A 22,315-nucleotide genomic window follows, 5' to 3' on the forward strand; every position below is an offset into this window, starting at 1 on the left:
AACGCGTCCGCGGCAACAGATAGTCCACTTTCCTGAATTTCCACTCCTAGGGAGACCCACATGTCGCAAATCATCCTCGTCACCGGCGCCTCGTCCGGCTTCGGCCTGATGACCGCCAGGGAGCTGGCGCAAGCCGGCCACACCGTCTATGCCTCGATGCGCGAGACCCAGGGCCGCAACGCCCCGCGCGTGGCGGAGATCGCCCAATGGTCCAGGGACAACAAGGCCGACCTGCGCACCGTCGAGCTGGACGTGCAGTCCGACACCTCGCCCGCGGCGGCGGTCGCCCACATCCTGCAGGATGCCGGCCGCCTGGACGTGATCGTGCACAACGCCGGCCACATGGTGTTCGGCCCGGCCGAGGCCTTCACGCCGGCACAGCTGATGCAGCAGTACGACGTCAACGTGCTGGGCACGCAGCGCGTGAACCGCGCCGCCCTGCCGCACCTGCGCAAGCAGGGCAAGGGGCTGCTGGTGTGGGTGGGCTCGTCGTCCACGCGCGGCGGCACGCCGCCGTTCCTGGCGCCGTACTTCGCCGCCAAGGCCGCGATGGACGCGCTGGCCGTGTCGTACTCCACCGAGCTGGCGCGCTGGGGCATCGAGACCACCATCATGGTGCCGGGCGCCTTCACCAAGGGCACCAACCACTTCGCGCACTCGGGCAAGCCGGCCGATACCGCGGTGGCCGCCGAATACGAGCAGGGCCCCTACGCCGACGTGCCCGGCAAGGCGCTCGAAGGCCTGAAGAGCCTGGAACCCGAGGACGCCGACCCCGCCGAAGTGGCGCGCGAGATCGTCCGCGTGGTGGGCCTGCCGTTCGGCAGGCGCCCGTTCCGCGTGCACGTCGATCCGTCGCAGGACGGCGCGGAAGTGGTCAACGCCGTGGCCGACCGCATGCGCCGCGAGATGTACCTCGCGATCGGCCTGCGGGACCTGCTCTCGCCCGCGGTCAAGGGCTAGCGGGCACGGCATGCCATCGTGCCGCCGTCGGCCAGCGGCACGATGGCGTGCGCGGGCGCGATCGGGAATGGCGCTGGCGGAGAAACAGCGCTCACTGCCAGCAGGAGCCGGGCCGGAGGGAGCCGGACCCGGAGCCGGAGTACGGCACGCCGGCGCCCGCATTTCCATATGTGCTTCGCTGCGTTGGCGCGTCGGCCCGGGCCGCCGTATGATGTGCGGCACCCACCCCCACAACATGGAGCGCCGCATGAACGCCGTCACCGAGCCGCTGCTGGCTTTGCAGGATCTCGAGCTTCCCTCGCTGCATTTCCCCGCCGTGCAGGCCGAAGTCTCGCCGCAGGAATGGGCGGTGCGCGTCGAACTGGCCGCGGCCTACCGGCTCGCCGCGCAGTTCCGCTGGACCGACCACATCTACACGCACTTCTCCGCGCGCGTGCCCGGCCCCGACGAGCATTTCCTGATCAACGCCTACGGCCTGACCTTCGACGAGATCGGCGCGTCCAACCTGGTCAAGGTCGACATCGACGGCGAGATCGTGCGCGACGATACCGGCCTGGGCATCAACCCGGCCGGCTATACCATCCACAGCGCGCTGCACGGCGCGCGCCACGACGTGGGCTGCGTGCTGCATACCCACACCGCGGCCGGCATCGGCGTGTCGGCGCAGCGCGACGGGCTGCTGATGATCTCGCAGCACGCCATGCGCTTCTTCGGGCGGGTCGCGTACCACGACTACGAAGGCATCGCGCTCGACCTCGACGAGCGCGTGCGCCTGGTGGCGGACCTCGGCGACAAGAACGTCTTCATCCTGCGCAACCACGGCCTGCTGACCTGCGCGCCGACCATCGCGCAGGCGTTCCAGGAACTGCACGTGCTGGAACGCGCGTGCGCGGCGCAGCTCGCCGCGCAGTCCGGCGGCGCGCCGCTGATCATCGCGCCGGACGCGGTGGCCCGCAAGGTGGCCGACGTGGCGATCCGCAACACCGGCGGCACGGTCACGCGCAAGCACTGGGCCGCGCTGCTGCGCCAGCTCGACCGCAGCGATCCGTCGTACCGTCAGTAGAAAAAAGCCCGCCAAGAGACGCTATCTAGATGAAGCGAAGCGGTTCTGGCCAGGCGCGCGGCCGCGGACAGTACAAGTAGTGCGGCAAGGCCGCGCAACGACGCCGGAATCATTTTGATGGCGTCTCTCAGCGCCGGTGGTCGAACCGGCGCGCGAGCCGCTCGCCGCCGAACTGCACCAGCGTCACCAGCGCGATCAGGATGGCGATGACGTTGAACATCACGGCGGTCTCGTAGCGCTCGTAGCCATAGCGGATGGCGAGGTCGCCGAGACCGCCGGCGCCGACCGCGCCGGCCATCGCCGACGAGCCGATCATGGCGATCACGCTGACCGTGGCGCCGCCCACGATGCCCGGCAGCGCCTCGGGCAGCAGCACGTGGCGCACGATGTGCCAGCGCCGGCAGCCCATCGCGCGCGCGGCCTCGACCAGCCCCGGGTCGATCTCGTTGAGGCTGACCTGGGCAATGCGCGCGAAGAACGGGATCAGATGCACGCTCAGCGGCACCACCGCCGCCCAGGTGCCCATCGTGGTGCCCACGATCAGCCGCGTGACCGGCAGCATGGCCACCAGCAGGATGATGAAGGGAATCGAGCGGAAGGTATTGACCAGCACCGACAGCACGCGGTGCAGGCGCGGCCGCGGGCTCAGCCCGCCCGGCGCGCTCAGCGTCAGCACGATCGCCAGCGCCATGCCGCACACGAACACCACCAGGCAGGCGGAACCGGTCATCAGCAGGGTCTCGCCCAGCGCCTTCACATACTTGTCAGCCAATGGCGGGAACATGGTCCGCTGCCTCCTCGTGATTGGCGCGCGCGCCGGCGCCGACCGCATTGGCCGCGGGCGCCGCGCCGCCGATGCCCGCCACGCTTGCCACACTCGCCACGCCGCTGGCCAGCCGCAGCGGACGCAGCAGCGCCAGCGTGGCGGCGGCCCGCGGCTGGGCGAACACCTGCTCCACGGTGCCGAGCTCCACCACGTGGCCGTGGTCGAGCACCAGCACGCGGTCGCAGGCCTGGCGGATCACCGCCATGTCGTGCGTGATCAGCACCACGGTCAGGCCAAGGCGGCGGTTGATGTCGCGCAGCAGCGCCAGGATCGATTCGGTGGTCTCCGGGTCCAGCGCCGAGGTGGCCTCGTCGCACAGCAGGATCTCGGGGCGCTGCACCAGCGCGCGCGCAATGCCCACGCGCTGCTTCTGCCCGCCGGACAGCATGGCCGGATAGACCTGCGCCTTGCCGGCCAGGCCCACCAGCTCGAGCAGCTCCGTCACGCGCGGCGCGATCTGCGCGCGCGGCACGCCGGCCACGCGCAGCGGCAGCGCCACGTTCTCGAACACGGTCTTGGCCGAGAGCAGGTTGAAATGCTGGAAGATCATGCCCACGCGCCGGCGCAGCGCCACCAGGCCGTCCTCGTCGAGCGTGCCCACGTCCACGCCGTCCACGCGCACGTGGCCGCCGCTCGGGCGCTCCAGCATGTTGATGGTGCGCAGCAGCGTGGACTTGCCGGCGCCGCTGCGGCCGATGATGCCGAAGATCTCGCCGCGCGCCACGGTGAACGACACCGCGGACAGCGCGGCGGACGGCGCGCCGGGATACTGCTTGCCGAGCTGCTCGAACACGATGTGCGGCAGCGCGGACGGCGCCGGGGAAGGCTGCGGGGGTGCCTGCGACACGGTGGATCCTCCTGGAACGGCAACGGCGGCAAGAGACCGCGGCGTCAGAACGCCGGGATCACCGAGCCCTGGTACTTGCTCAGGATGAACTTGCGCACGTCTTCCGACTGGTAGGCCTTGACCAGCGGCGCCACCCACGGCGCGGCCTTGTCGCGCTCGCGCACGGCGATCACGTTGACGTAGGGGTTGTGCTCCTTCTTCTCCACGGCGATGCCGTCGCGCGTGGCGATCAGGCCGGCCTGATAGGCGAAGGTGTTGATCACCGCGGCGGCGTCCACGTCCGGCAGCGAGCGCGCCAGCACCACCGAGGCGCTTTCCACCAGGTCCAGCTTCTTCGGGTTGGCGGTCACGTCGGCCAGCGTGGCGGTGCCGGTAAACGGATCGAAGCCGTCGCGCAACTTGATCAGGCCGTGGTCGCGCAGGATCACCAGCGCGCGGGTCTGGTTGCTCGGGTCGTTGGGAATGCCGATGCGCGCGCCGGCCGGCAGCGCCTCGAGCGACTTGTACTTCTTCGAGTAGAAGGCGATCGGCGAGATCAGCGTATCGGCCACCGCCACGATCTTGTAGCCGCGCTGCGTGACCTGGTCGCGCAGGAACGGCTTGTGCTGGAATGCGTTGGCGTCGAGGTCGCCGTTGTTGAGCGCCTCGTTGGGGCTGGCGGTGCCGGTGATGACGATGGGCTGCACGTTGAGGCCCTGCTTCCTGGCCACCTGCGTGACGACTTCCCAGATTTCTTCGTCGACACCGCCGCGCACGCCGACCTTGATGGTCTTGTCGGCGGCCAGCGCCGGCGCCGCGCCGATGGCGAATGCCGCCGAGGCGGCCAGGAGCGTGGAAAGGATCTTGCGCAGGGTCATGAGCGGTCTGCCTGGGTGCGGTTCGTGGGTGGCGGCGGCGCGCGCATGGCGCCGCGCGATGCCAGGGGATGCAGTCTAGGCAGCCGCCCGCATCCCGGTCCACGAATATTTCCGCACTAGCAAATCAGGAATTCACGCCCCCTGCGCGGGTGCGGCCCATCGCGCCGGCGACAGCGCGCGGACCGCGATCGTTCCCGCGTCAAGGCTGGTCGTAGACCCACACCGAGCCATCCGCGAGGCGCACAGCGACGCGCAGCTTGCCATTCGCATCGACCGCGCTCGCGAAATCCGCCCCGGTGCCGTTGCCCGGCAGCGCGAGCGTCGCCGGCGTATTGCTGTCCGTGTTGAGGACAGCCAGCGAAGACGCCGCGAGGCCCGTCACGAAATGCGGGATGGCGCTCAGTTTGAGCAGGGGCGGCACCCCGCCGGACACAGTCGCATAAGGGGTATTCGGTCCGGATGTGACAACGATGCCAGTGCCGCTCACGTAGCCGTAGATCGGCGCGTTTTCGTTGGTCGCGTCACCGGAGACAGCGCCAAGGCCAAGGGACGCCTGGGCGCCAAACCACAGGGTCTCGCCGCCACCTGGCGACATTGTGTTGCGCGATCCATTCGCCTGGACCGCCAGGCCGCCACCTGTGGAATACGGCCGCGCGTCCAGGACTGGCGCGTTCCTGAAACTATTCACTGTCGCGCCTCCCCCCACGGGTTGCCACCACCACACCCCTGACGTGACACACCAGCCCGTCGCGATGATGCCGGTGCCGCCGGTTGCCTTCACGAAGGCGCGCCCGGCCGTTGTACTGGCCGCATACTGCACGCAACCCGGCAACGAGAAATCCGTACGCGCTCCGGCGAGCTCCGCATCGACGCTGCCGAACGGCACGCTCGCGCCATCGGCGCCCAGTTGCACCACCACCGCCGAATTCGCCGGGTCCGTGTCCGCCGCCAGCCACACGCCTTGCGCTGCCACCGGCAGCGCCGTGGCGGGCTCGACCGGCCCTTCGCCGGCAGCACCGAAGCGCTCCAGCCGCGCCGGCTGGCTGCCGTTGGCGCTCAGCCGCCACACGCGCGTGCCGTCGATGGCCAGGCTGACGATCGACGGGCTGGCGATGGGCGCGTCCGGCAGGCGGCTCCACATGCCCGGGAACGTCAGCGGCAGCGTGCTGCTGTTGGTGCGGCCATCCGGGTAGGTCGCGGTCAGCGTCAGCGTCGCGGCATAGGTGCCGGTCTGCGCGGCATCGAGGCCGATCGTCACGCTGGTGCTGGTGGGCATGCTGACGATGGAGGCGGCCGTGCCGCTTTGCTGGATCGACCACGCCAGCGTCGCCCGGCCGGCGAGGTCGGCGCCCGGCGCATCGGTCAGCGTCGCCGTCACGGTGCCGGTGCGGCCCGGCTTCACGTACAGTGACGGCACCGAGAACGCGATCGACGGCAGCGCCACCAGCGGCCGCGCCAGCGCCGCGTTGGCGCACAGGCGGTCGCCCGCCGGCGTGCTCGCGCACGCGGTGAGCTGCCCCGTGCCCGCCAGCGTGCCCGTGGTGGAAACCTGCGCCGAATGGCTGTCCGCCGCCGGCGCGGCGGCGAACGTGGCGTTGTCGACCGCCCACGACCAGTTCGTGAGATCGGCCACGCCATCGACGCCGTCCGAACGCCGCACCACCGCGGTGACGACTTGCGCCGCTGCGCCGTAGTTGACCGTCAGCGTGGAGGGCGACAGCGTCAGCGCATAAGTCTTCGCGGGCGCGGCCTGCACCGTCAGGTGCGTGGTGCTGGTGGCCTGAGTACCGTCGGGCAGCGTCGCCGTGGCGACGATGTCGACCTCGCCCGGCGCCAGCATGCGCACCGACACATAGGTGCCCACCGGCTGCATCACGCTGGCCGCCGCCGGCGCCTGGTCGGAAGCCGACGCCACCACCGCGACTGCTTCGTTCGACGACGACCACGCGAACTTTGCGCCCTTGACCTCGAGACCGTCGGCGCCGAGCAAAGTCGCCTTCAGCGTCAGCGTGCTACCCTGCGCGGGCGCGGCCGTGCCGGTGTCGACGATGAGGCGGCTGCTGGGCGCCTGCGTGGTGGCGGGAGAAGAGGGGGCGTCGTCGCTGCCGCAGGCGGACAGCAAGCCCGCGGCGAGGACAAGCGAGAGCAGACCGGCCGCGCGAGACCGCGCGCCGGCATGAAGACCGTGGAACATGTGACCTGACCCGTTTTTATTTGTTGGCAAGCGCACGCCGCCGGCATGCCAGGGTCTGGTTCGGATTGCGGATGCGGCCCGGGCGCGAAGGGTATGCGCGGGCGACTGTAACAGCGGATTTTTGCCCTGTTCAATACCCCTTCGGGGCTATCAAGTTTTGGCATGTGCCGCATACCCGACGACGGCCCGCCCGCGACGGGGCAAGGCAGGCGCCTGTCATGAACCTGCGGCAGCCCGCGGCAACTCGCGGCAAGCGGCTAGACCGCGTTGTGGGTGGTCAGGTATTTCACCAGCCCGTCGATGCCGCCCTTGGCCACGATGTCGGCGAACTGGCGCCGGTACACCTCGATCAGCCAGGCACCGCTCATGTTGATGTCGTAGATGGCCCAGCCGGCCGGCCCGCGCTGAAGGCGGTAGTCGATCTGCACCTCGTCGCCCTTGTTGATGACGCTGGTCTCGATCACGGCATCGTTGCCGCTGGTGCGCGGCGGCTTGTAGCGGAACTTCAGGGCCTGGTCGCGCACCTGCGACAGCGACAGCGCGTAGCTGCGCACCAGCAGGGTCTGGAACTGCTCGTACAACTGTTTCTGCTGTTCCGGCGTCGCGGTGCGCCAGGCCGCGCCGACGGCCAGGCGCGTGGTGTGCTCGAAGTCCGTGTAGGGCAGGAACTGGCGCCGCACGACGGCGGTGATCTTGTCGAGATCGCCGTTGCGGGTGTCGGGATTGGCCTGGATGGTGGCCAGCACGCCTTCCACGGCGGCGCGCACCATGCGGTCCGGCGCGGAGCGGTCGACGGCCGGCGCGACGATGTCGGCGGCGGTGGCGGCCGGCGGCAGCCCCGCGGCCAGCACGAGCGCGACGCAGGCCGCGAGGGCGGCGGCGGGGAGGCCGGCGGCGGCAAGACCGCGGCGGCGAAGACGGCGATGCATCGCGAGTACCTCCCGATGTACGACCATGAACGGAGCGGCCGCGCCCGTCTCCCGGAGACAGGCCGCGACCGATATCTAATGCTAGTGCCTCGGGCACAAAAACCAAATGGCGCCGGCCGCGCGGTCCGGCGGCGCCATTGTCACTTTTACCGCGTCAGTTCCCGGAAGCCCTGCAGCAGGCGGTCGATGTCGTCCGGCCCGATGTTCCCCATCGTGGAGATGCGGAACAGTTCCGCGGACAAGCCGCCCTGGCCGGCGTAGATGACGAAGCCGCGCGCCTTCAGGCCGTCGTGCAGCTGCGCGTACGAAAGCCCGGCGGGCAGGTGGTAGGCGCGCAGCACCACCGACGATTGCGCGGCCGGCCACAGCGCCGGTATGCCCAGCGCCTCGAGCCCGGCGCGGGCGCGTTCGGCCAGCCCGGCATAGCGGGCGTGGCGCGCGCGCCAGCCGCCTTCGTCGGCCAGTTCGCGCAGCGCTTCCACCAGCGCGTAGTACACGTGCACGGCGGGCGTGAACGGCGTGTTGCGCTGGTCCTGCAGGCGCGCCAGGCGGCCCAGGTCGAGGTAGTAGGTGCGGCTCGCGGCCTGCGCCAGCGCGCTGCGCCGCACCATGACGAACGACACGCCGGGCACGCCGTGCAGGCACTTGTTGGCGGTGGCGGCCACGGCGTCGACGTTGCCGCCGAAGTCGATGGCCTCGGCGCCGAAGCTGCTGACGCCGTCCACCAGCAGCCGCACGCCGCGCGCGCGGCACAGCGCGTCGAGCGCCGGCAGGTCGTTGAGGCGGCCGGTGGTGGTCTCGTGGTGGATCACGGCCACGTGCGTGATGGCGGGATCGGCCTCGAGCGCGGCGGCGACGCGGTCCAGGTCGGGCGCCTGCTTCCAGTCATGCGCCACCACCTCATGGGCGATGCGGTATTGTGCGGCGATCTGCGCGATGCGCTCGCCGTAGACGCCGTTCTGCACCACCAGCAGCTTGCCGTTCGCGGGCACCAGCGCGGCGGTCATGCTTTCCATCGCGGCGGTGCCGGAGCCGGTCATCAGCACCGCGGTCCAGGCGGCGGGGTCGAGCCCGTACACGTCGAGCAGCCGCGCGCGCGCTTCGTCCTGCAGGTCGAAGAACTCGCTTTCGCGGTGGCACAGGTCGGGCTGCAGCAGGCTGCGGCGCACGCGCTCGCTCAGCGTGACGGGGCCGGGGTTGAGTAGCAGCATTTACTTGGCTCCTTGTGCGGCGGCGGTGTCGAGATCGGCGCCGATGTCCGCGCCGATATGGCGCGCCAGGCGGGTCCTGACCTCGACCGGGGTCACGGTCGGGCGCGGCAGGCCGTCCGGCGTGCCGGCGCTGATCGACAGCGCCACCAGGCGCGGGCCGGCGCCGGCGGCCGGCCGCGCCAGCACGTCTTCCAGCACGGCGAGGTCGTCGCCTTCGACGGCCTCGGCATAACCGCACGCGGCGGCCACGCCGGCGAACGAGACGTTGTGCGAGACGGTCGCCTGGCCGCCGGTGGAGTCGTGCGCGCCGTTGTCCAGCAGCACGTGGGTCAGGTTGGGCGGGCCGTAGGCGCCGAGCGTGGCGAACACGCCCATGCGCATCAGCGCCGCGCCGTCGCCGTCCACGGCGATCACGTCCAGGTCCGGGCGCGCCAGCGCCAGGCCGAGCGCGAACGGCGTCAGGCAGCCCATCGAGCCGACCATGTAGAGCTGGTTGGCGCGGTCATCGAGCGCGTACAGCTCGCGCCCGCAGAAGCCGGTGGAGGCCAGCACCACGGTCTTGCCCGGCGGCGAATGCGCGATCACGCGCTGCAGCGCCTCGCGGCGCGTGGGCAGCGTCGGCGCGCCGGCCAGCGCGGCGCGCGGCACGGCCTTCGGGCGCGGCGCGGGGCGCGCCTGTTCCTTGAGCGCGTAGGGCGCCACGCTGCCCTTCTGCATCACCAGCGCGTAGGGCCGGCCGGTGGCGTCCATGTGGGCCACCGCGCGGTCCAGCGCCGGACCGATCTCGGCCGGGTCGGTCGGGAAGGTCTCCCAGGGGATATCCATCATCTCCAGCATGGCCGGCGTGACCGGGCCCATCAGCGCGTGCTGCGGCTCGTCGGCCACGCCCGGCTGGCCGCGCCAGGTGACGATCAGCAACTGCGGCAGGCGGAAGGTCCAGGTCAGCGAGGTCAGCGGGCTGACCGCGTTGCCCAGGCCCGAGTTCTGCATCATGGTGATGCCGCGGCGGCCGCCGCGCGCGCCCAGCGTGACGCCCGCGATCAGCGCCACCGCGTCGCCTTCGTTGGCGGCCGAGACGTAGTGCAGCGTGGGGTCCTGCAGCACGTAGTTGATGAACGGCGTCAGGTAGGAACACGGCACGCCGGCATACCAGTCGAAACCGCGCGCGCGCGCGGCCTCGACGAACTGCGCCGCCTCGATCATCGGGCTTCCTCGCCGTCCGTGGTGCCGGCCGCGAACTGCGTCTGCGTGTGGGCGAAATCGCCCGCGCGGCGGAAGTCTTCCAGGTCGTTCACGCCGCGCCAGTGGCCGTGCACGTACTTGACCTCGATTTCCTCGCCGGCGGCCACCAGCGCGTTGAGCAGCGCGGGCAGGTCCAGCGTGTCGAAGTCGTCGCGCGCGCGCAGCTCGCCGATCAGCTTCTGCAGGCGCGCGCGCCCTTCGCCGCGCACGTTGAGCAGGCCGATCCAGCGGCCATTGGCCGGCTGCGCGGGCGCAGCGCCGGCCTGCTCGGCCTTGCTCGACACATGGCGCAGCAGGATCTTCTGGCCGAACAGGTCGCGGTCGTCGGGCGCCGAGCACCAGGCGAAGTCGTGCACGCTCTGGTTGGCCGGCGCGTTCTGCGAGGAATCCACCACCACGCTGAACGGCGCGTCGCTTTCCAGCAGGTCGCGCAGGATGTAGCTACGGAACAGCAGGTCGCCGTAGGCGATCACGGTGTCGGTCTGCAGGCCGTCCACCGCGCACGCCAGCGAGGCCAGCTCGCCGGTCTGGGCGTGGCGCTCGTTGACCACCAGCTTGATGCCGGCGGTGTCGATGGCGCCGGCCTGGTAGCCGCCGACCACGGTGATGTCGTTGATCGACTGCTTCTTGAACGCGTCCACCAGCCAGCGCAGCAGCGGCTTGCCGGCCACCGGCAGCATGATCTTGGGCTTGTCCTCGGTCAGCGCTTCCAGGCCCTTGCCGCGGCCGGCGGCCAGCACCACCGCCGCGCCCGGCACCTGCGCGCCGGACAGGTAGATCTTCTCGGCGGCCGAGTATTCGTCGGCGTCCTGCAGGCGGAAGATCTCGTTGACGGTGGCGATGCGGTCTTCCACGTTGACCAGCGTCTCGCTGTCGTGGATTTCCTTTGCCACGGCCTGCATCGACGAGGCCGCCACGCGGATCAGGTGGTTGGCCCAGATCACCAGGCTGATGCCGGCCTTGCGATACGCTTCGGTCGGCGTGCTGTAGTACTTGGTCGGCACGATCACCAGCGGGCCGCGGCCGGCCCACTCGCGCGCGAACGTGAGGATCTCGTCGGGCCTGGACAGCTTGCTGTGGATCAGGATGGCGTCGGCGCCGGCCTGGCGGTAGGCCTCGGCGCGGCGCAGCGCTTCATCCATGCCCCAGCCGGCGATCAGCGCTTCGACGCGGGCCACGATGGAGAAGTCGTCGTCGGCCTGCGAGTCCTTGCCGGCCTTGATCTTGCCGCAGAACTCGTCGATCTCGGCCAGCGGCTGGCGCTCGCCGTCGATGAAGCTGTTGGTCTTGGGGAACTGCTTGTCCTCGATGCACACGCCGGCGATGCCGCGCTGCTCGAGCTTGCGCACCAGGCGGCGCATGTTGTTGAAGTTGCCGTAGCCGGTGTCGCCGTCGAGCAGGATCGGCAGGTCGCTGGCGTCGGCCATGAACTCGAGGTTGTCGACCACCTGGGTCCAGCTCGCCTCGTTGTTGTCGCGCACGCCGAACTGCGCGGAGATCGCCAGGCCCGAGGCCCAGATGCCCTTGAAGCCGGCCTCGCGCACGATGCGCGCGGACAGGCCGTTGTGGGCTTCCATGATGAATTCGAGCTCTTTGCCGACCAGCATCTGGCGCAGGCGGGCGGCGCGCGTGGCGCGCGGGAAAATCGGGTCGATTGCGTTCATTGTGCTGCTCCCACGAGGCGCTGTAGTTCGGGCAGGACTTCGTCGCGCGCGCGCGCGACGTCGCCAGGAAAATCGATTTCGATCCAGGGCGCGCCGCTCACGTCGGCGGTGTCGAAGACGTGGCCGCCTTCGAGCAGCAGGTCGCGCACCGCTTCTTCGTGCGGCATGTTGGCGCGGCCGCCATCCACGTAGCCCTTGACGATCTCGGCCAGGCGGCGCGCGGTCTGTTCCTGGAAGCGGAAGAAGCCGACGGACTCGCCGATGGTGTCGTACTCCAGGCCCACCGCGAGCTGCTTGCGCAGCTCGACCGGCACGCCGTCCTTCAGGCACAGCTTGACGGGCTCGTCGCCGGCTTCGAAATCGCGGTCGATCAGCAGGCGGTTGGTGGTCTCGCCGGCCACCAGCGCGCGCAGGATGCGCTCGTCGTAGAGCACGTCGGCGTCCATCAGCAGCACGTCGCCGCCGCGGGTGAGCGCGTCGGCCACGGTATGCACGGTCAGCACGCTGCCCAGGTCGTAGCGCGGGTTCAGCACGATCTCCGGATACGGATCGCGGCCCAGGCGCCGCAGTTCGGCCTCCACCTGCTCGGGCTGGAAGCCGAGCGCCAGCACGATCTCGTCGACACCCGCCGCATCCAGCATGCGCAGGTGGCGCTCCAGCAGGGTCATCCCCTCAAAACGCAACAGGCACTTCGGGTATTGCTCCCCGGGCTGTTGCTGCAGTCGCAGGCCTAGGCCCGCGGCAAGAATGATTGCTCGCATTCTTTCTCCGCGCTCATCCAAATAGGTTCGATCAATCGGTAGTGGCCCGCACACTGGCCGCACTGGTGGTGCTGGCCGTGGCACGCCGTCGCTGGAAACGTCTTTCACTCAAATGCAGGTACAGCAACCCCGGCGCGCCGAGGCCGATCTCGCGCGCGCGCTTGGCCAGCGAAAGCGCCAGCGCCGCGTCCGGCGGCAGTCCCACGATGGGCGCCAGCAGCAGGTAGCCGCCTTCCTGCGCGCCCAGCGAGCCGGGAATCGCGAAGGCCGCGCCGCGGATGGCCTGCCCCACGCTTTCCAGCAGCAGGGCATCGAGCCAGCTCACCGGGTGGCCGAGGAAATGCAGCGCCAGCCAGACCTCGCCGGTGCCGACCACCCAGCCGGCCAGGCTCAGCGCGAAGGTCCTGGCGACCCTGGCGCGGTCGCGGTACAGCTCGTGCACGGCGGCGTCCACGGCGTCGGCGCGCGTGGTCAGGCCGCTCCAGTCGCGCTTGCCGAACAGCTTCGACAGCACGCGCAGCACGCGCCCGAACAGGCCGCGCTTCTGCACGTAATAGAACCCCACGATGCACAGCCCCAGCACCGCGGTGACGATCAGCGTGGGCGCGCGCAGGTCGGACAGCGCCTCGTGTCCGCCATACAGGCCGAACAGCGCCAGGCCGGCGAAGGCGAACACCAGCTGCGCCAGCGCCTGCATGGTGGTGCACACGGTGATGGCGGCCGCGGCGTCGCGCATGCGCACGCCGCGCTGCGACAGGAAGCGCACCATCAGCACCGGCCCGCCGATCTGGCCCGCCGGCAGCAGGCTGTTGACGGACTCGCCGGCCCAGCGCGCCAGCAGCGTGTCGCGCAGCGAGCAATGGTCGTCGCGGCCGAACAGCACGCGGATCGCGGCCGCGTCCACCGCCAGCGGCAACAGGTGGAACGCGGCCACCGCCACCAGGCCCCAGCCCGCCGACATGAACGTCGACGCGACCGAGCCGAAGCCCTGCCATGCCAGCAGCGCGACGAATAGCGCCACGCCGACCGACAGCAGGATCATGGCGGCACGGGTCATGCGCGAGGCTTCTTCTTGCCGGACGTCAGGTTCTTGAACACCTGGCGGAAACCGAAATAGGCCACCGCGTCCTTCATGTTGGAGATGAAGCGCAGCCACGGGCGCATGCCCGGATCGGTGACGTACTCGAACGTCAGCGACACGCGGAACTCGTCCTCGCCGGCGGGCGTGACGCGATGGCGCAGCTTGTCGCCGTCGAAGAACACCAGCCCGCCCGGCCCGATCCGCACCGAGCCCGCCTCGTCGGGCACGTCGGGGTTGCGCGTGTGCAGCTCGTAGTCGAGCAGGCAGGTCGACTCGTCGATCACGCCGAGCAGCAGCGTGTAGCGGCGGCCGTCGTAGTAGGAGGTGTCGTAGTGCCAGCCGATGTGGTCGCCCGGGCGCGTGTAGTAGTACAGCGCGTAGGCGTGCGGATCGCTTTGCGGCGACAGCAGCAGCTTGTCGCCGCTGATGCGTTCCAGCCACGAGATCAGCGCGCGCGAGCGGTACAGCTCGGCGATGAACGGCGCCTTCTCGTCGATGGTGTGGCGGCTGACGCTGCCGCCGGCCTTGTGGCCGGGCAGGTAGTTGCGGTTGATGTCCGGCACCAGCGCGCGGGCCGCGGCGATCAGTTGCGCGGTGACTTCCGGCGCGAGGAATTCCTGCAGGTTCAGGAAGGCGTCCTGGCGCTCGAAGTCGGCGCGCAGCTTCGCGCTGTCGAGCCCGGCGATGCGCCCGGCGACGCTGGCGTCCGGGTCGGGCCGCGCGGGCTGGCCCTGGCGCGGCGCGGAAGCGGGCGCCGCCTGCGGCGGCGCGTCCAGGGTGATGTCGTTGGCTGGTTCGCTCATCGTGTTCCTTGGATATTGGCGCGGGCCGTGCGCACCTTGCGCATCACGCGCCAGTAGTCGATCGCCACCAGCACCGCGAACAGCGGCGCGCCGATCGCGGCGGCGGTCAGGAACGGCGCGATGCCGTTGCTCAGCGTGACGATCGGCAGCAGGTACAGCACGTCCTCGGTCTCGAAGCCGGCGGCGGCGGCCTGTCTGGTGCCGCTCTTGCCCACCGCCGATTCGATGCGCATGCGCAAAAAGAAGATCAGCGCCACCGCCAGCCCGGCCAGCGTGCCCTGCAGCACCGGCGAAAAGCTGCCGGCCGCGGCCTGGCCCGCGATCGCCACGCCCATGCCGACGAACAGCAGCACGGTAATGAGCGCATCGCTGGCAAGGTCGTAGAAATGGCCGATCTTGCTGGTCTTGCCGCTGATCCGCGCCAGTTCGCCGTCGGTATGGTCGACGAAGTTGGACAGCACGATCAGGAACGCGCCGTAGTTGGTCCAGCCGTAGCCGCCCTGCATCAGGCAGGCGACGCCGGCCAGGCCGATCAGCAGCCGCACGGTGGTGAGATGGTTGGGAGTGACCCACGAGTCCTTCAGCGGGCGCACCAGCGCACGCGCGAGGCGGGCATCCCAGGTGCGTGGCGGGGGCGGCTCGCCGTGGGATTTCGTTGGAATGTCGTTCATCTGAAATAGATACAGGGCAAGCTACAGGGCCGGCGGGACCCCGGGACGGCTGCCGCGGCGCAGCCGCAAGGCCCGCATACTAGCGCCAGTCCGCGCGCCCTGCATTGCGGGAACGCAACCCGGTGGGGCGGCGCAGCCACGTCAGGTCGATGCGGATGCCGCCGGCCAAACCGATATGGTAAGCGATGTGACCCGCATCGGCACAATCGCCCCGCCGGCGGGAGGCCGGACGGGCGCCCGGGAGGCGAGGGCACCACAATAGTGCGTGCCGGGAGCATGGCCCCGAAGCAACGCCCCGCGGAGTGGGGCCGCCGCCGGCCCGGCGCCGCTCACCAGGCCCGGGTCTCGCCGAAGCGGTGCTGGCGGCCGGCTTCGCGCACCGCGTCCGTCAGCACCTGGGCGGCCGGCGCCCCTTCGCGCACGAAGGCGTAGAAGCGCGCCTTGGGCAGGGCCGGCATGCGGTCGCGGCCGTCCAGCACGCGCAGGCCCTCGCGCACCTGGCTGCGCGCCACCGGCGTGACCGCGAAGCCGGCGCGCACCGCGGACAGGCAGCCGGCCATGCTGCTGCTCTCGAACACCAGCCGCCAGGGCCGCCCGACGCGCGCCAGCGCCGCCACCGCCGACTCCCGGTACACGCACGGCTCGGGAAACGCCGCCAGCTGGACCTCGGCCTCGGGATCGAACGGCGCGTCGGCGGCGTGGACCCACACCAGTTCCTCCTCCCACAGCAGCTCGCCGCCCGTCGCGCGGGAGCACTGCTTGCCGAACACGATGTCGAAGCGCCCGCGCTCCTGCTGGCGCAGCAGGTCCGCCGAGGCGCCGACCTTCAGCTCGACCGACACGTCCGGATGCCAGCGCCGGAACGCCTGCAGCATGCGCGGCAGCCAGGTGCTGGCGAAGTCCTCCGAGCTGCCGACGCGCAGGCGCCCGCGCACGGGCGCGCCGCGCAGCCGCGCGCGCAGCTCGCGCTCCAACGCGACGATGTTGCGCGCATACGCATACAGCAGCTCGCCGTCCGGCGTCAGCGTGAAACTGCGCGTGGTGCGCTCCAGCAGCACCGCGCCGGCGCCCTGCTCCAGCCGCTTGACATGGCCGCTGATGGCCGACGGCGTCAGGCTGAGCGACTCGGCCGCCAGCGCGAAGCCGCCGCAATCCACCACGGCGAGGAACGTGCGCAGCAGGCCGATGTCGAGCGTGGCCGCCGAGGCCGGCATCGCATCCATGTCATGCCCTCCAGATTGATTTCGTAATCTTCACAATCATAGCCAATTCATCACGAATCGGAAATCGCGCGGGTGCTATCGTTTCAAGCTGACCAGGCCGGTCCCCCACTCAACCTGTTACCCACGAGGAGCGCCGCGCGATGACGGCATACCACTTTGCCAGTACCAGCGTGCTGGACATCGGCTACCTGGAATGGAACCCGCGCGGCGCGCGCACCGCGGTGCTCGTGCACGGCTGGCCGGACAGCCCGGAAAGCTGGCGCGGCGTGGCCGCGCTACTGGCCGGGGCCGGCTTCCGCGTGCTCTGCCCGGCGCTGCGCGGCTTCGGCCCGACGCGGTTCCGCGACGGCGCCACCATGCGCAGCGGCCAGCTCGCGGCGCTCGGGCGCGACCTGCTCGCCTTCCTCGACGCGCTGGCGCTGCGCGACCCGCTGCTGGTCGGCCATGACTGGGGCGCGCGCGCCGCCGCCAACGCCTTCGGGCTGCGGCCGCGCGCCGGCTCGCACCTGGTGATGCTGTCGGTCGGCTACGGCACCAACGACCCGCGCCAGGCCATCTCGCTGCAGCAGGCGCGCAACTACTGGTATCACTGGTACATGGCCACGCCGCGCGGCGAGCGCACCGTGGCGCAGGACCGGCGCGCCTTCGCGCGCCAGATGTGGGACACGTGGTCGCCGCTGGGCTGGTACGCGGAACAGGACTTCGACGAAGCCGCCGCGGCCTTCGACAACCCCGACTGGGCCGCCGTGGTACTGCATTCGTACCGGCACCGCTGGGGCTTCGCCGAAGGCGATCCCGCCTACGCCGCCGACGAGCGCGCGCTGTGCCCGGCGCCGGTGCTGGCCGCGCCCACGCTGGTCCTGCACGGCGGGCGCGACACGTGCAACCAGCCGGCCAGTTCCGAGGGCAAGGAAGGCTTTTTCTCCGGGCGCTACGCGCGCCAGGTGCTCGACGGCGTGGGCCACTTCCCGCAGCGCGAAGCGCCCGAGGCCGTGGCCGCCGCCATCCTGCGCTTCTGCGCCCAGCCGGGCTGACCGCATGGCGGGTGCCGCCGCGGGATGTCGGCGAGTACCGCATCATCTGCGCGGTAGCCGGCTAAGCACTCGCTGACGTGATGGTCATCGGCAAGCGCAACGACGATGACGTGTGCAAGCTCCGGGAGCGCATGAAGTAGCACCCACGCAAAGCCCGCAGGGCTTCTTGTCGTGCCCCCGCACTCTGCTCCAGAGCGGATCGTCCGATTGATCCCGGGGTCACAGACGCCGGCCGCTACTGCGCCTGCGCCGCGCCACCCTCGCTGACGCCGCCGTCATTCTGTGCCGGCGCGGGCACGGCGGGCGGCAAACCCGAGACTGGCGCGCCCGCCTGCGGCGCCGCGCCGGCCGGCGCGGGCACCGCGGCCGATGCCGGGGCATCGCCAGGGTACGGCGCGCCGCTGTCGCTGGCGGGCGGCGCCGGAGCAACCGCGCTGGCCTCGCTGGCGGCCGGCGCGCTGCTTTCGGTGGCGGCGGGCCGCGGCGCGCGCCGGGGCTGCGGCAGCGGCGCCTCCGGCTTCGGCGCGCTGCCGAACAGGCGCTGGTACCAGCCGCGCACGGTGCCGGCGATGGTGTCCCAGAAGCCGCTGTCTTCCTGCTCGGCGAAGCGGACGTTGGCGTCGATCAGCCGCGTGCGCAGCGCGCGCTGGAAGACGTCGCCCACCATCGGCAGCGCGCTGTGCGCGCCCTGGCCCCAGTAGTCGCTGCGCAGCGTGATGCGGCTGTCGTTGAAGCCGACCCACGCGCCGGCCACCAGTTGCGGGTGCATCAGGATGAACCAGCCGTCGGCGTTGTCCTGCGTGGTGCCGGTCTTGCCGGCGACGTCGGCGCGGATGCCGAAGCGGCTGCGGATGCTGCTGCCGGTGCCGCGGTCCACCACGCCGCGCATGACGTCGAGCAGCGTCTGCGCGGTGGCCACCGGCAGCGCCCGTTCGGGCGAGGCGTGGCGGAAGGTCTCCAGCACCTCGCCGTTGCGGTCTTCGATGCGCGTGACCATCACCGGCTCCAGGTAGGCGCCCTGGTTGGCGATGGTGCCGTAGGCCGTGACCATTTCCTTGAGCGTGACCGGGCTGGTGCCGAGCGCCAGCGACGGCACGATCTCGAGCTTGCTTTGCCGCACGCCCATGACCCGCGCCAGCCGGGCCACCTTGTCGGGCCCGACGGTCTGCATCAGTTGCGCGGTGATGGTGTTCTTGGAATACACCAGGCCGTCGCGCAGGCTCATGGCGCGCCCGCTGGGCGGGCCGTCGTCCGAGGGCCGCCACACTTCGCCGCCGGCCAGCGGGATTTCCACGGGCTGGTCGATGAAGGTGTCGTCGGGGCTGGCGCCCTGCTCGAAGGCCGCGCCGTAGACGAAGGGCTTGAAGGTGGAGCCGGGCTGGCGCTGGGCCTGCTGCACGTGGTCGAAGGCGTCCTGGGTGAAATCGCGGCTGCCGACCCAGGCCTTGATCTCGCCATTGCGCGGGTCGAGCGCGAGGAAACCGGCCTGGATGCGCGTCTTGGACTGGCGCAGCGCCTGCATGAAGGCGCGGTCCGCCAGCAGCGTCCTGAGGGCGTCCTCGGGCGACTGCCCGGCCTCGCGCGCGGCGCGGAACTCCGGCGTCTCGCGCACGAAGGCCCGCACCAGGTCGCTGCCGGCGGACCAGCCCGAGCGCTGCGACCACGCCGAGTCGGCGATGCCCTGGAGCTGGTTGCCCTGGCGCGCCACGGCCTGCGTGGCCAGCGCCTGCAGGCGCGAATCGATGGTGGTGCGCACCACCAGCCCGTCGGTGTAGATGTTGTAGTCGTTGCGGTCGGCCCAATTGATCAGCCACTTGCGCAGTTGCTGCGCGAAGTGCGGCGCCGGGCCGGGCGGCTCGGTCTGGCGCTCGAAATCGATGCGCAGCGGCCGCTTCTTCAGTTGCTCGAACCGGGCCGGCGCCAGCTTCTCGTACTTGACCATCTGCGCCAGCACGAGGTTGCGCCGCTGCAGCGCGCGCTCCGGGTTGATGACCGGGTTGTAGTAGCTGTTGCCCTTGAGCATGCCGATCAGCGTGGCGCTTTCCAGCACGTCGAGCTGGTCGGCGGACTTGTCGAAATACGTGCGCGCCGCCATCTCGATGCCGTAGGCGTTGTAGAGGAACGGCACCGTGTTGAGATAGGTCTCGAGGATCTCGTCCTTGGTGTAGAGCGCCTCGATCTTCAGCGCGGTGATCGCTTCCTTGAGCTTGCGCGTGAGCGTGGGCGCGCGGCCGATCTCGTCGGGGTAGAGATTGCGCGCGAGCTGCTGCGTGATGGTGGAGCCGCCCTGGCGGTCGCCCGAGAAGGTGCGCAGCGCGGCCGAGCCGAGCCGGCGCCAGTCCAGCCCGAAGTGCTGGTAGAAGCGGTGGTCCTCGGTGGCGATCAGCGCGGCGGTGACGTTGGGCGAGATGTCCGCCAGCCGGACCCATTCGCGGTTGGCCCACTTGTACACGGCCAGTTCCTTGCCGTCGGCCGAGAGCACCTGCGCGGGCTGGTCGGACTTGGCCTTGCGGATGTCGCGGATGCCCGGGGTGAACGGCACCAGCACCACCACGTACAGCAGGAACAGCAGCGGCACGGCGGCCACCGCCCTGAGCACGCCGCGGCGCGTGGGGCGCCGCAGGCGGGAGAGGAAGGCAAGGCGGCCGGCGGCGAAGGTCTTGATCTGTTCCAGATTCATGAAGCGAGCGGCGGACGGCGGCGCGGCCCGGCGCGCGGCCGGCCAGCCGTCAATGGAAAGGCCTGCATCCTACCAAAAACGCACCGCGGCGCAGCGGGGTGGCGCCGGCGCCGCCTAATCGAAGCGATGCTCGACCAGCATCAGGCTTTCGTCCGTCTTTTCCCAGCGCGTGGCATAGGTGGCATCGAAGCGCACCACGCGCCGCAGCTCGGGCGCGTACCACGCCACCGCCGTGTAGAGCACGGAACTCTGCGCGCCGCCGGAGGAAAAGCCGTAGAAGGGCCGCATCACATAACCCTTGTAGCTGATGCGCAGCACGCGAAAGCTGCCCGCCGGCACGGTGATGGTGGACTCGCCGGTGGCCTCGCCGCTGAGTTCGGTGCTCAGCTCGGAGCCGGGCTGCTTGTAGCTGTACTTCCAGCGCTGGCCCGGCTTGACGTTGTCGGGCACCCAGCCGTGCGGCGGCGAGGCGGCATCGAACTCGCCGCCGCTGGGCGTGACGAGCCGCTCCAGGCGGCCATCGCGGCTCTCGATGCGCGCGCCCTGGTTGAAGGTCACGCGCTCGCCGTCGATCCTGTCGACGCGGTAGACCACCTCGCGCCGCTTGCGGGTGAGCTTGTCGAGCAGGTCGTAGCGCCAGACCTCGCCCACCGCCGGCGACTGCTTGCCGGCCACGACGGCGCCCGCTTCGTCGGCGGCGGCCGGGGCCGACGAGGCTACCGGTCCCGGCGAAGCGGCGGGAGCGGCGGGCGGAGGCGACTGCCGGTAGCTGGCCATCGCCGCCACGCCGCGCTCCCTGGCCGCCGCGATCCAGCCCGCGGGCACGGCCTTGAGCAGCTTGTCGCCCGCATCGGCGCGCCCCGCGATCACGCCCACCAGCCGGCCGCTGTCGTCGAACACGCCGCCGCCGGACGAGGCCGGCATCTGCGCCGTGACCTCGATGCGGTCCAGCTTGCCGTCCGCGCCGGCATGCAGGCCCGCCACGCTGCCTTCCTGCAGCGCGACGCCCGCGGCGTCCGGGCTCGCGGCCGCCACCACCTTCTGGCCGAAGGACGGCGCCGCCGCCGTGGAGACGGCCACCGCCGGCGCGCTGAAATTGGCCACGCGCAGCAGGCACAGGTCGCGCTCGACGTCGGGCGCTTCCAGCGTGGCGTCATAGCTCACGTTGTCGCGGCGCACGGCGATGCCGCGCGCGCCGGCCAGCACGTGGCAGGACGTGACGAGCTGCCCGGCCCCGATCACCACGGCCGAGCCCGAGGACAGCGGCGCGTTGTTCTGGCCCGTGGTGCGCACCCCGTAGACGCTGGGGGCGAGCCTGACGAGCAGTTGCGCGCTGTCGAGCGCGTGGGCGCTGGCGGCGGCAAGCAGGAGCGCCGCGGGCGCGAGGGACAGCGCGGCGCGGCGCGGGGTGCGGGTCGTGATGGTCATGGGCGGGGAAAGAGAAAACCGTGGTCCCTGGATGGGAGAAGCGAAGCGCCGCCTCATCGGGCCGGCATCAGGTAGCGCAGGTCGTCCATGCGCACCGTGCCGGCGTCCGCCGGCGCGGAGGGCGCCGAGCGCGCGGGAACGACAGCGGCGGCGACCGGCGCCGTGACAGGCGCGCGGACAGGCGCCGGAATAGGCACCGAGACAGGCACAGAGACAGGCACCGGAACAGGCGCAGCGGGAACCGCAGCGGCAACGCCGGCCCCGGCCGTGCCGGCCGGCGCGGAGCCGGTGGCTGACATCGACACAGGCAGATCGCCCGTGTAAGCCAGGCTGGCCAGTTCCGCGCGCGCGCCGTCGGGATATTCCTCCCGCAGCACCACGTGGCCGGCGAACAGGCCAAAGTCGATCGAGGTGCGCAGATATTTGGTCTCGCCCGCGGCCAGCCGGAAAGACAATGTGGTTTCGACCTCGGTCGTGGCCGAAGCGACGAAGCTGCCGGGCTTGCGGTCGACGAAGAAGAAGCCGCCGGGACGGCTGCGCCCCACGACCTCTTCGTCGATGCGCAACTCCGGCTGGATGGCGGCGCCCATCATCGACGCGGAGCGCAGGAAGAAGTCCGGCCTTCGCCCGCGCGCAGGGGCGGCATGGCCTGTTGCACGTCCTGGAAAGACGGCCCCGAGGCGCAGCCCGACACCAGCCATGCAGCCGTGCCGGCCGCCAGCAATACCCCTTTGATACCCATGTCCCGATACCCGCCCGTCTGGTCTGGTTCTGCGTTTTTCGTTGTGGCCGTATTCTGCAGCGGCCATGCGGATTGGACAAGGGCGCGGCCGGCCGCGGC

At 70.9% G+C, this 22,315-nt stretch carries 19 protein-coding genes; 3 read left to right on the forward strand and 16 right to left on the reverse strand.

Annotated features, from left to right (window positions below):
* Window positions 1-60: 60 nt before the first annotated feature.
* Window positions 61-960, forward strand: a complete 900-nt coding sequence (locus AC3WXD_RS25785) for an SDR family oxidoreductase (RefSeq protein WP_492324938.1) — start codon at window positions 61-63, stop codon at window positions 958-960.
* A gap of 247 nt (window positions 961-1,207) precedes the next feature.
* Window positions 1,208-2,023, forward strand: a complete 816-nt coding sequence (locus tag AC3WXD_RS25790; protein ID WP_492324939.1) for a class II aldolase/adducin family protein — start codon at window positions 1,208-1,210, stop codon at window positions 2,021-2,023.
* A 127-nt stretch (window positions 2,024-2,150) separates the two neighbouring features.
* On the opposite strand, the gene AC3WXD_RS25795 is transcribed toward AC3WXD_RS25790, so the two are convergent.
* From AC3WXD_RS25795 to AC3WXD_RS25855, 13 genes are all read right to left on the reverse strand, one after another.
* Window positions 2,151-2,807 carry a methionine ABC transporter permease gene (locus AC3WXD_RS25795; protein ID WP_492324940.1) on the reverse strand — a complete coding sequence of 219 codons (657 nt, stop codon included), beginning with the start codon at window positions 2,805-2,807 and terminating at the stop codon, window positions 2,151-2,153.
* Window positions 2,788-3,696 carry a methionine ABC transporter ATP-binding protein gene (locus tag AC3WXD_RS25800; protein WP_492324941.1) on the reverse strand — a complete coding sequence of 303 codons (909 nt, stop codon included), beginning with the start codon at window positions 3,694-3,696 and terminating at the stop codon, window positions 2,788-2,790. The genes AC3WXD_RS25795 and AC3WXD_RS25800 overlap by 20 nt, the downstream gene beginning before the upstream one ends.
* A 44-nt stretch (window positions 3,697-3,740) precedes the next feature.
* A complete protein-coding gene (locus AC3WXD_RS25805) occupies window positions 3,741-4,553 on the reverse strand; it encodes a MetQ/NlpA family ABC transporter substrate-binding protein (protein WP_020205041.1) in 813 nt (270 codons plus the stop codon).
* Between the two features lie 199 nt (window positions 4,554-4,752).
* A complete protein-coding gene (locus AC3WXD_RS25810; RefSeq protein ID WP_492324942.1) occupies window positions 4,753-6,747 on the reverse strand; it encodes a hypothetical protein in 1,995 nt (664 codons plus the stop codon).
* A 257-nt stretch (window positions 6,748-7,004) separates the two neighbouring features.
* On the reverse strand, window positions 7,005-7,676 hold the full coding sequence (locus AC3WXD_RS25815) for an MlaC/ttg2D family ABC transporter substrate-binding protein (protein ID WP_492324943.1): 672 nt from the start codon (window positions 7,674-7,676) through the stop codon (window positions 7,005-7,007).
* 146 nt (window positions 7,677-7,822) lie between these two features.
* Entirely contained in the window at window positions 7,823-8,887 is a 1,065-nt protein-coding gene (locus AC3WXD_RS25820; RefSeq protein WP_020202802.1) for a 2-aminoethylphosphonate aminotransferase, read from the reverse strand.
* The gene (gene aepY, locus AC3WXD_RS25825; RefSeq protein ID WP_492324944.1) at window positions 8,888-10,090 is read right to left on the reverse strand and encodes a phosphonopyruvate decarboxylase; all 1,203 of its coding nucleotides are present in this window, start codon (window positions 10,088-10,090) and stop codon (window positions 8,888-8,890) included.
* A complete protein-coding gene (gene aepX / locus AC3WXD_RS25830) occupies window positions 10,087-11,793 on the reverse strand; it encodes a phosphoenolpyruvate mutase (protein WP_020202800.1) in 1,707 nt (568 codons plus the stop codon). Before aepX ends, aepY begins: the two co-directional genes overlap by 4 nt.
* Window positions 11,790-12,554 carry a phosphocholine cytidylyltransferase family protein gene (locus AC3WXD_RS25835; protein WP_029043562.1) on the reverse strand — a complete coding sequence of 255 codons (765 nt, stop codon included), beginning with the start codon at window positions 12,552-12,554 and terminating at the stop codon, window positions 11,790-11,792. The genes aepX and AC3WXD_RS25835 overlap by 4 nt, the downstream gene beginning before the upstream one ends.
* A 31-nt stretch (window positions 12,555-12,585) precedes the next feature.
* A complete protein-coding gene (locus AC3WXD_RS25840; RefSeq protein ID WP_492324945.1) occupies window positions 12,586-13,611 on the reverse strand; it encodes an HpnL family protein in 1,026 nt (341 codons plus the stop codon).
* On the reverse strand, window positions 13,608-14,438 hold the full coding sequence (locus AC3WXD_RS25845) for a HalD/BesD family halogenase (protein WP_020202797.1): 831 nt from the start codon (window positions 14,436-14,438) through the stop codon (window positions 13,608-13,610). Before AC3WXD_RS25845 ends, AC3WXD_RS25840 begins: the two co-directional genes overlap by 4 nt.
* On the reverse strand, window positions 14,435-15,109 hold the full coding sequence (locus AC3WXD_RS25850; RefSeq protein WP_029043561.1) for a CDP-alcohol phosphatidyltransferase family protein: 675 nt from the start codon (window positions 15,107-15,109) through the stop codon (window positions 14,435-14,437). Before AC3WXD_RS25850 ends, AC3WXD_RS25845 begins: the two co-directional genes overlap by 4 nt.
* Window positions 15,110-15,438: 329 nt before the next feature.
* On the reverse strand, window positions 15,439-16,332 hold the full coding sequence (locus AC3WXD_RS25855) for a LysR family transcriptional regulator (RefSeq protein ID WP_492324946.1): 894 nt from the start codon (window positions 16,330-16,332) through the stop codon (window positions 15,439-15,441).
* Between the two features lie 140 nt (window positions 16,333-16,472).
* Here AC3WXD_RS25855 and AC3WXD_RS25860 point away from each other — a divergent pair, with 140 nt between their 5' ends.
* Entirely contained in the window at window positions 16,473-17,366 is an 894-nt protein-coding gene (locus AC3WXD_RS25860; protein WP_492324947.1) for an alpha/beta fold hydrolase, read from the forward strand.
* 235 nt (window positions 17,367-17,601) lie between these two features.
* On the opposite strand, the gene AC3WXD_RS25865 is transcribed toward AC3WXD_RS25860, so the two are convergent.
* From AC3WXD_RS25865 to AC3WXD_RS25875, 3 genes are all read right to left on the reverse strand, one after another.
* Window positions 17,602-20,046, reverse strand: coding sequence for a penicillin-binding protein 1A (locus tag AC3WXD_RS25865; RefSeq protein ID WP_492324948.1), 2,445 nt, complete (start codon window positions 20,044-20,046; stop codon window positions 17,602-17,604).
* A 114-nt stretch (window positions 20,047-20,160) separates the two neighbouring features.
* Window positions 20,161-21,474, reverse strand: coding sequence for a S1 family peptidase (locus tag AC3WXD_RS25870; protein WP_492324949.1), 1,314 nt, complete (start codon window positions 21,472-21,474; stop codon window positions 20,161-20,163).
* A gap of 53 nt (window positions 21,475-21,527) precedes the next feature.
* On the reverse strand, window positions 21,528-22,175 hold the full coding sequence (locus tag AC3WXD_RS25875; RefSeq protein WP_492324950.1) for a DUF2846 domain-containing protein: 648 nt from the start codon (window positions 22,173-22,175) through the stop codon (window positions 21,528-21,530).
* Window positions 22,176-22,315 lie beyond the last annotated feature (140 nt).

The sequence above is a fragment of the Cupriavidus sp. FW216-B1 genome (assembly GCF_058789195.1).